Consider the following 8,670-nt stretch of genomic DNA (forward strand, 5'->3'; position numbering starts at 1 on the left):
AGGTGGTTAATGCGGTTAATTCTCATTGCTGCATATGAGACGTTCCCACTCGCATAAACCGGAAAAATTTATGCGGGCTCCAGTTCTGCCACGACTTTCCCTGCGCTCAAGCGCACCAACTGATCGGCGATATCGAAATAACGATCGTCATGGCTGATCACGATGATGGTCTTGCCCAGGCGCTTGAGGTCCGGCAGCAGCTCGGTGTAGAACACGCGGCGGAAGGCCGGGTCCTGGTCCGCGGCCCATTCGTCGAACACCAGTACCGGGCGTTCTTCCAGCCAGGCATTCACCAGTGCCAGGCGCTTGCGCTGGCCGGTGGAGAGGTCGGTGGTGCTGAACACGCCGTCCTTGACGCTGACCTTGTGCGCGATTTCCAGGCGTTCCAGGTATTTGGCGGCACTGTCCAGCGACTGGGTGGCGCTGCCCTGGACCAGGTCATCGAACAGGTAGTAGTCGGCGAATACCGTGGTGAACAACTGGCGGTAGTCGTCGCGTGCTGCAGCGGTTAGCGTTTCGCCGTTCAGGCGGATTTCGCCGGCCTGGGGCTGGTAGAGGCCGAGCAGCAGCTTGATCAGGGTGGTCTTGCCGCAGCCGTTCTCGCCGACGATAAACACGATATCGCCCTGCTTGATGCTCAGGTTGATCGGCCCCAGGTGAAACGGCTGGCTACCTTCCACCGGCGGCGGGCTGTAGGTCACGCCGCGCAGCTCAAGGCTGTTGACCACCGGAGTCGGGGCTTCGCTGCCGTCCATCAACAAGTGGGGCTCGGGGGACGAGAAGCGCTCGGACAGTTCGGTGATCCGCGCAAACGCAATGCGCGCCTTGCCGATGATCGGCAGGTAACCCACCACATGTTCCAGCGGGCCTTTCATGTACAGCAGCACCAGCACGAAGCCGGTGATCACCGCAGGGTCCGGGTTGGGGTTGTAGGCCTGCATCGCCAGGGCCAGGCCGATGACCACGAAGAACAGCATCGAGCCAAAGGTCTTGGCGACGATATAAATGTTCACCGAGCGCACCTGAATATCGCTGATGCGGTCGGCGGTCTCCTGGATGCGGTGGGTGTTCATGCGGTAGCGCCGTGGCCGGTGGATGCGCAGCTCCTTGGCACCCGAGGCGATCGCCGAATAGTAGCGTTGCAGTTCGTCTTCCTGGTCGCGGGCTTCGTCGAAGCCACGGATGCCCTTGGCGCCGGCGATGAATTGCACGCTGCTGCCGATGATGATTGCCACGACCATCATCAGGAACATCGGCACCGACAGGTACGCCAGGTAGCCCAGGCAGCCCAGGGTCACGGTGGTCGCGATGGCCAGCGGGGTGAAGGCGAAGGAAAAATCGCTGATGGTGTCGACGTCATGGGTCAATACCGGAATCAGCCGGTGGGAGCGGTACTGTTCGATCTGCTCGATGGGCGCCGACAGCACCTTCTCGCCGAGGTCCTTGCGCAGCGCGGCAATGATGCGTTGGCCGACGTAGTTGGTGCCGATATCCGAGACAATCGAGCTGGTCAGCGCCAGCAGGCACAGCGCGGCAAACGTCAGAATCACCCCGTGCGTCATGCCGGTGGCGGAGTGCAGGGCGTTATTGATGGTCGCCAGCAGCAACGTGATGGCCAGGCCGCCGGCCATGCCCAGGGCGACGGAGACCGTCACGATGGTGCGAAAAGGCCTGAGCAATGCGAGCAAACCCTTGAAGGCGCCGCGCTTGGGGTCGGTCATAAGTACTTCCCGGAAAGTGAATAGAGGGGGCTGGGCACACAGACCCTTACCCATGACAAACGAAGGATTGGCGCGACTATTTAGCTCGGCGTGCCCGGCGGTGACGGCGGCGGATAAATTGCCCGGCGCCTGGTTCGTTCTTGTTGGGTAGGCGCACGCGTATGGGCGCGTGCCTGATCTATCCAGCGAGAGCGAAACAATGACGAAAAAGAATCTGGTGTACGTGTGGTCCCTGCGCAATGCCGCCGCCGACAAGGCCGGGCAGCCTGTGGCCTACAAGGACCATGAGCGCTACATGAAGTCGGTGCTGGAGTTTCTGGTGGGGTCGCTCAACGACACGCCGCTGGGCGAGGCCTACAACCTGGTAGGCGTGGTGTATGACGATGACGAGCAGAACCCGCGTGACCAGCAGCTGGTCAGCGACTACGGCTTTGCCTACCAGCCGGGCCGCCAGTGGCTGTACCCGGCCGACCTGCGGGTGCAGGGGCGCCTGGTCAATGATTTGCTGCTGAGCGTGCCGTCCACCTACCGCCGCCTGCCACGCGGCAGTGCGGAACACATCGCCGGCAAGCAGGATTTCGAACGCCGCCTGCATGACACCCTGGTGGAGCTCAAGGCCGATATCGTGGTGCTCGATGGGCTGCTGGTGATCCTCGATGAACTGGTGCGCCCGGGTGCGCCGTTTGCGCGTCGGATCATGAACATTCATCCGGGGATTACCCGCATCGAGTCGCCGTACGAGCGCCGTGGCGCCTACGCCACCTGGAATGCGCTGTACGGCGCACGTGGGTTGACTGTCACGGACTGGGTCACCAAGGCCACCACCCCGTCCGAGCCGCTGTACCTGACGGGCGCGTCGTTCCACTACGTGGACAATGGCATCGACTCCGGCGAAGTGTTCCACGACGTGCTCAAGACCGAGATTGCGCCGGACGACACCATCCTCGAACTGCGCTGGAACAACTTCAACAACAGCCTGTTCCCGGCGTTGCATGAAGGGTTGGAGTTGTTGGCGCAGAAGGGTATCTAAAGCGAACACGGCGCCAACTGTGGGAGCGGGCTTGCTCGCAAAGGCGGTGTGTCAGTCGCTGAAGAGGGTGGCTGATCTACCGCCTTCGCGGGCAAGCCCGCTCCCACATTTGACATGTATTCCAAGGCTGGAATGGGGTTTGCCGCCCACCAATGCCAGTGCAGCACCTCGGCCGTCAGCCCAAACACCGATCAAAACTGTGGGAGCGGGCTTGCTCGCGAAAGCGGTGTGTCAGTCGCTGAAGAGGGTGGCTGATCTACCGTCTTCGCGAGCAAGCCCGCTCCCACATTTGGGGTGTATTTCAAGGTTGGAGCCGAGTTGTGCCTTCAGCTCAAATGCCGTGCAGCACCCCGAATCCCAGCCCAAACAGCGATCAAAACTGTGGGAGCGGGCTTGCCCGCGAAAGCGGTGTGTCAGTCGCTGAAGAGGGTGGCTGATCCACCGCCTTCGCGGGCAAGCCCGCTCCCACACGGGATCGCCTGTGTTGTCAGAGATCGCGCACTACCCGAAAACCGATCCAGTCTCCGCGCGTCTGCGGGAAAATGTTGTTGCGGTTGCCCGAGCGCGAGAACACTGGTGCCTCGCCCCAGTCATTGCCGCGAATCTGATAACCCTCGCAGTTCGGCTCCATCCATGCACTGCCATCGGTCGGCGCGCCGATGTAGTTGGGGTGCTCGCAGTCGGCAACCCGTTCGTACACGTTGCCGTGCATGTCGTACATGCCGAATGCATTCGGCGGGTAGCTGCCCACCGGCGAAGAATAGCTGTAGCCATCTGCCGGGCCGTAGGTGTTGGCGTGCTCGGCAATGCTGTAGCCCTTGCCTTCATCGAACGGGAAGGGGAAGGGCCCGGTGGAGCCGGCGCGGGCAGCGTATTCACGCTGGGCTTCGCTGACCATGTGGTATTGATGGCCAGTCTTTTTCGATAGCCAGGCCACGTAGTGCTTGATGTCGTCCATGTCCATGCACACCGCCGGCTGGCGCGGGCCCTGCGGGTAGCGTGGCTTGCTGGCGATACATTCGCGGCCGGGGCGGGTGTCGCCATCGGCGATCTTCACGCCGGTCTGGCGGATATAGCTGTCCCATTCGCCGGCGGTGATATGGAAGCGGCTCATGGCGAAGGGCTTGGCGAAGGTCACGTCGTGCATCGGGCCTTCATCCGGCTCGCGGCCGACTTCATCTTCCGGCGTGCCCATGGTGAAGGTGCCGGCGGGCAGCACCACCATTTCCGGGCAGTCCTTGCAGTCCTTGAATACTTTGCCGGGTTGCGGCGTGGCGGCCTGGACCAGATTGGGCAGCAGCGCGGCGCACAGGGCGGTGAGCGCCAGGGCGCCCAGGGGCTTGAGTCGGGATGGATTCATGTGGGCATCTCGTTCAAAGGAAAAAGGGCGGGCCTCACGCCCGCTGGTTCAGCAGGGTCATGAAGCGCTGGATCTCTTCGCTGGAATTGAGCAGGCCCGGGGAGGTACGGATCACCGGACCGACATCACGGTCCACCGCGTCGATGACCACACGGTTTTTCATCATGTAGGCCGCCACGGCATCACTGTCCTGGCCCTTGACCCGGAAGAAGGTAAAGCCGGCCGACAGCTCGGGGCTGCGTGGGGTAACCAGTTCGATCTTCGGGTGCGTTAGCAGTTGATCTTTCAATTCGCTGTTCAGCGCATGGATGCGCGCCTGCACCTGTGCCTTGCCCAGTTGCAAGTGCAGCTTGAAGGCCTCGTCCGCCGCCCAGCGATGCTCGAAGGCGTGGAAGCCACCAGGGGTCATGATGGTGGCGAAGTCCTTGTCCTCGGAGAAGGTCGGCACCATCGGCGTCACGTACTTGTTCTCGGGGTCGCGGGCGCACACCAGGCCGGTGCCGCGCGGCCCGAACATCCACTTGTGGGTGCCGGCGATGAAGAAGTCGCAGTGCATGTCCGGGAAATCGAGGTTCTCCACGCCAAAACCATGCACACCGTCGACGATATAGAGGATACGGTCCTTGTCATCGCGCTCGCGGTTGTGTTCCTCGACCAGCTTGCCGATCTCGCCGATGGGCAGCTTCACGCCGCTGCCGGACTGTACCCAGGTCATGCCGAGCACGCGGGTGTTGGGGCGGATATTGCGTTGGATATTGCCCAGCACTTCATCGGCGGACACCCGGTGGGCATCGTCGAACAGGCGAATCTTGCGGACCTGGGTCTGCTCCTTGCGTACCCGGAAATCCAGGCTGAACTCGGTGGCGTAATGCTCGTGCACCGTGGTCAGGATCTCCTGGTCGGCGCGCACCTTGATCCCGCCATAGATCATCGCCAGGCCTTCGGAGGTGCTGCCGGTGAGGGCGATCTGCGCGGGCGTGGCCTTCAGGTAGCGGCCGGCCCATTCGCGGACCTGGCCTTCGCGCTTCCAGGTCTCCTGCAGGTCCCAGTCCATCGCCAGGCCCGGGTTGCGGTCGATCTGTGCGCGGTAACGTTCAATGGCCTCGCGCACCGGCCTGGGGTGCGAGGCCACGAGGAAGTTGGAAAAGTGCAGGTAGCTCGGGTCCTGGTTGAACAGTTGCTTGAATCCCGTCCATGGGTCGTTCGTGCTGTCGGCAGCCATTGCCTGGGGGAGCAGGGCGGTGCCCAGCGGCAGGCTCGCGGCGAAAACACCGGCCTGCTTGAGAAAAGTACGGCGGTCGGTCATGGACATACTTCTAGGTGATTAGCGGTTGGCCAAGGGTTTGGCAGCTTTTTGGACCTGGTCCCACACGCGCAGGAAGTTGCCTCCCCACAGCTTGGCGATATCGGCTTCGGAATACCCACGCTGAATCAGTTCGGCGGTGACGTTGCGCACTTCCCCGACGTTGTTCCAGCCCTGGATGCCGCCGCCATCGTTGAAGTCCGACGCCAGGCCGACGTGATCGATACCAATCTTGCGCACGGTGTAGTCGATGGCGTCACCCAGGTCCTTGAGGGTGGCCTTGGGCTCTTCGTCGAGGATCGCGTACAGCGCGCCGGCGTACTCGCCGAACTTGTGTTCGGGCCAGGCGGCGATGATCGCGTCACCCGGCATCAAGGCCACGGCGAGGTTGGGCAGCGGTGGCAGGTCGAAACGGGCGCGCAGGGCGTTGAGCTTGTCCTGGGTCGGCTGGCTCAGCGGGCGCAGGTAGGCGGAGAAACCCACGATCTGCACCACGCCGCCGCTCTGCTTGATCAGTTGCAGTTCCTTGTCGCTGAGGTTGCGCGGGATATCCACCGCCGCGCGTGGCGCCGAGTGCGACGCCACCATCGGCGTACGGCTCAACTGCGCCACCTGCTCCAGGGCCTTGGTCGACATCTGCGACACGTCGATGATCACGCCGAGGTCGTTCAGGCGGTGCACCGCTTGCTTGCCGATGTCCGAGAGGCCGTCGAGGGCATCCACCGAGTCATTGAAAAACGGCAGCGGGCGCGACGAGTCGGACCAGGCGTTGTTGCCCACATAGCTGAAGCCGAACATGCGCATGCCGCGTGCGGTCCACAGGTCCAGCTGGTTGAGGTCGTTGCCCAGCGGGTAGGCGTTGAGCATGCTAATGAAGATCGCGAACTTGCCCTCGCCATGCAGGCGCCGGAAGTCGTCCGGGGTGTAGGCGATGCCGACCTGGTTGGGGTAGTCGCGGACCATGCCACTGATGATTTTGTAGCGCACTTCCTGTTCATTGCGCGCGGCTTCGACAAAACCGTCGGTGGGTTTGTGCGGTGCGTTGGGGCCGTTCCAGATTTCCGGCCAGCCGAAGATCGTCAGGGCGGCACCGGACAGGCGGCCGCGTGCGGCCTTGGCCAGGTCGAACTGGCCACTGCCGTCCTTGTCTGCCTCGTTGCCGGCGGTGCCGAAATCCACCGGCACGGTGATATGGCTGTCGAACGACAGCAGCCGGTCCTGCATTTCATTGGCCTGCTTGATGACCTCCAGCGGATAGCCGGCATTGCCCTTGAACCAGTGATCCCAGACCAGGAAACCGGCCCCGGCACCGATGGCCAGTGCCAGCGGCAGGCCGATATACAGCGCCTTTTTCGAACGTGGTTTTGTCATTGCCATCTCAGTCAGTTGAGGCCTTCGCTATCAGGGAAGAACGAGTGATGGGCGCGCAAATTTAGGCGCCGCCGACAGCGCGGTAAATTTCCCCGGGCTGCAAACGTTCTAGCTCTGATAAAGCCGTTTCCTAAGGTAGACAATGACCATCTCTCGACGTGGGTTCATCGCCGGCCTGGCGCTCACCGGCGCCGCTGTGCCGGCGGCCTTTTATGCCCATCGCGAGCTGACGCGCGAAGAAGAATTCCCCATCACCCCCGGCGAAGCCACGGTGGCGCTGGCCGATACTGCCGGCCAGCACCTGGCCAACACCTTGCGTGGCGTGTGGAGCCTGCGCCTGGAAGGTCGCGACGCCGGCCTCAAGGGCCTGCCACTGCAAGGCCTGGAACTGCTGCTCGACATCGCCCCGCGTGGCCGCGGCGTGCGTGGCTACCTGGACACTGCCGCCAACCTGCGCGCCGAAGGCGAACCACGCTACCGTGTACTCGGTGACCTGGTGAGCGGCGACAGCGCCTTGCTCTATTGGCGCCTGATCGACCGCGATTCCGCCGACGGCAGGCCCGCCTATGAATTCAAGATGACCCTCGACCAGGTCTGGGCGGACTTTGCCAACGCCGGCAGCAGCACCCTCAGCGGGCAGATCCTTGATCTGGATCGCCCGCTGGCATTGACTGAGCGCGACAACCGCTTTATTGCCCACAAGCACTGGTTTCCCGAAGCACGCCAGCGTATCGGCCTCAACCCGACGCTGCTGGCCTGGCTGATCGCGCCCGAGCACCGCCTGTTCCATCAGCTGTGGCACGCCACCCGGGACCAGTGGCACAAGCTCTCCGAAGAAAAGCGCGAGGCCCTGCGCGGCATCGGCTGGCAACCCGGCCCACGGGGCAAGGAGCGTGATGCGCGTGGCAAGCACAAGGACCGCAACGGCTCGGGCATCGATTTCTTCTTCATGCACCGGCACATGCTCGGCACCGCGCGCTCAATGCAGGATTTGCCCTCATGGCCGCAATTCCCCGCGCCGCAACCGCCCCTTGAGCGTGATCGCCTGGGCTTCCTGCGGTACTTCGACAACCACGATGGCTTCGCCCTGCCGCCCACCTGGTGGGCCGCGGATGACAGCGAATACACCCAGTGGGTCAGCGACATCAAGGCCGCCGAGACCTACCACGGCAATTTCCAGGTCTGGGAATCCCAGTACCGCGACCCGCGTTACCTGGCCAGGTTGAGCCTCGGCCAGTTGGGCTCGGAGATGGAGCTGGGCCTGCATGACTGGCTGCACATGCGCTGGGCCTCGGTGCCCCGTGACCCTTCCAACGGCGCGCCCGTGCCCCTGGCCCGCGACCCGGCAGACTTCGCCCCGCGCTGGTATGCGGCGGAAAACGACTTCCTCGGCGATCCGTTTTCGTCCCACGTTAACCCGGTGTTCTGGCACTTCCACGGCTGGATCGACGACCGCATCGAAGACTGGTTTCGTGCCCATGAGCGCTTCAATCCCGGCGAGGTCAGCCGCATGCAGGTCAACGGCGTGGCCTGGTTTGCGCCGGGGCGCTGGGTCGAAGTCGCTGACCCGTGGCTGGGCCCGGACACCCATGGCTGCAGCACCACGCCGGGGCTGCAGATGGGCAAGTCGATGGAGATGGATCCGGAGACCATGAAGCTCGCGCTGCGCATCACCTTCGGTGCCGAGGACGATGCGCTGCTGGGTTTGTTCAAGCGCGTGCCGAAGCGGCCCTGGTATGCGCGGCATTTAAAGGTCAAGGCGCGCGAAGCCTGACCCTCGTCGCTGCCTGACACCGCGCCATCGCTGGCGCGCCTGCGCGTTAAAACCACACCGCTGCTCAGCCCGATCCCAGGGCTGGCGCCCTTGTCCCCGCTTCCCATGTCA

General features: G+C 63.3%; 6 protein-coding genes. 2 read left to right on the forward strand and 4 right to left on the reverse strand.

Annotated features, from left to right (window positions below):
* Positions 1-68: 68 nt before the first annotated feature.
* Entirely contained in the window at positions 69-1,721 is a 1,653-nt protein-coding gene (locus AC07OJ_RS01805; RefSeq protein ID WP_065910356.1) for a cyclic peptide export ABC transporter, read from the reverse strand.
* Positions 1,722-1,920: 199 nt separating this feature from the next.
* Between AC07OJ_RS01805 and AC07OJ_RS01810 the strand changes: the two genes are divergently transcribed.
* Positions 1,921-2,751, forward strand: coding sequence for a formyl transferase (locus AC07OJ_RS01810; RefSeq protein ID WP_106804291.1), 831 nt, complete (start codon positions 1,921-1,923; stop codon positions 2,749-2,751).
* A gap of 487 nt (positions 2,752-3,238) precedes the next feature.
* On the opposite strand, the gene pvdO is transcribed toward AC07OJ_RS01810, so the two are convergent.
* From pvdO to pvdM, 3 genes are read right to left on the reverse strand one after another with little or no spacing between them, the layout of a single operon-like run.
* Positions 3,239-4,111 carry a dihydropyoverdine dehydrogenase gene (gene pvdO / locus AC07OJ_RS01815; RefSeq protein WP_213550854.1) on the reverse strand — a complete coding sequence of 291 codons (873 nt, stop codon included), beginning with the start codon at positions 4,109-4,111 and terminating at the stop codon, positions 3,239-3,241.
* Positions 4,112-4,145: 34 nt separating this feature from the next.
* Positions 4,146-5,417 (reverse strand): pyoverdine-tailoring periplasmic protein PvdN, encoded by a 1,272-nt coding sequence (gene pvdN / locus AC07OJ_RS01820; RefSeq protein ID WP_495093772.1) that lies wholly within the window; start codon positions 5,415-5,417, stop codon positions 4,146-4,148.
* An 18-nt stretch (positions 5,418-5,435) separates the two neighbouring features.
* Positions 5,436-6,785 (reverse strand): pyoverdine-tailoring dipeptidase-like protein PvdM, encoded by a 1,350-nt coding sequence (gene pvdM, locus AC07OJ_RS01825; protein WP_065910363.1) that lies wholly within the window; start codon positions 6,783-6,785, stop codon positions 5,436-5,438.
* A gap of 142 nt (positions 6,786-6,927) precedes the next feature.
* Between pvdM and pvdP the strand changes: the two genes are divergently transcribed.
* Positions 6,928-8,559 (forward strand): pyoverdine maturation tyrosinase PvdP, encoded by a 1,632-nt coding sequence (gene pvdP / locus AC07OJ_RS01830; protein ID WP_495093773.1) that lies wholly within the window; start codon positions 6,928-6,930, stop codon positions 8,557-8,559.
* Positions 8,560-8,670: the final 111 nt, after the last annotated feature.

Source organism: Pseudomonas sp. GW821-FHT09C08 (genome assembly GCF_059418125.1).

Bases quoted from the DNA above. Each gene is read 5' to 3' on its own strand.
- AC07OJ_RS01805 (WP_065910356.1), bottom strand. From the start codon at position 1,721: ATGACCGACCCCAAGCGCGGCGCCTTCAAGGGTTTGCTCGCATTGCTC.
- AC07OJ_RS01810 (WP_106804291.1), top strand. From the start codon at position 1,921: ATGACGAAAAAGAATCTGGTGTACGTGTGGTCCCTGCGCAATGCCGCC.
- pvdO (WP_213550854.1), bottom strand. From the start codon at position 4,111: ATGAATCCATCCCGACTCAAGCCCCTGGGCGCCCTGGCGCTCACCGCC.
- pvdN (WP_495093772.1), bottom strand. From the start codon at position 5,417: ATGACCGACCGCCGTACTTTTCTCAAGCAGGCCGGTGTTTTCGCCGCG.
- pvdM (WP_065910363.1), bottom strand. From the start codon at position 6,785: ATGACAAAACCACGTTCGAAAAAGGCGCTGTATATCGGCCTGCCGCTG.
- pvdP (WP_495093773.1), top strand. From the start codon at position 6,928: ATGACCATCTCTCGACGTGGGTTCATCGCCGGCCTGGCGCTCACCGGC.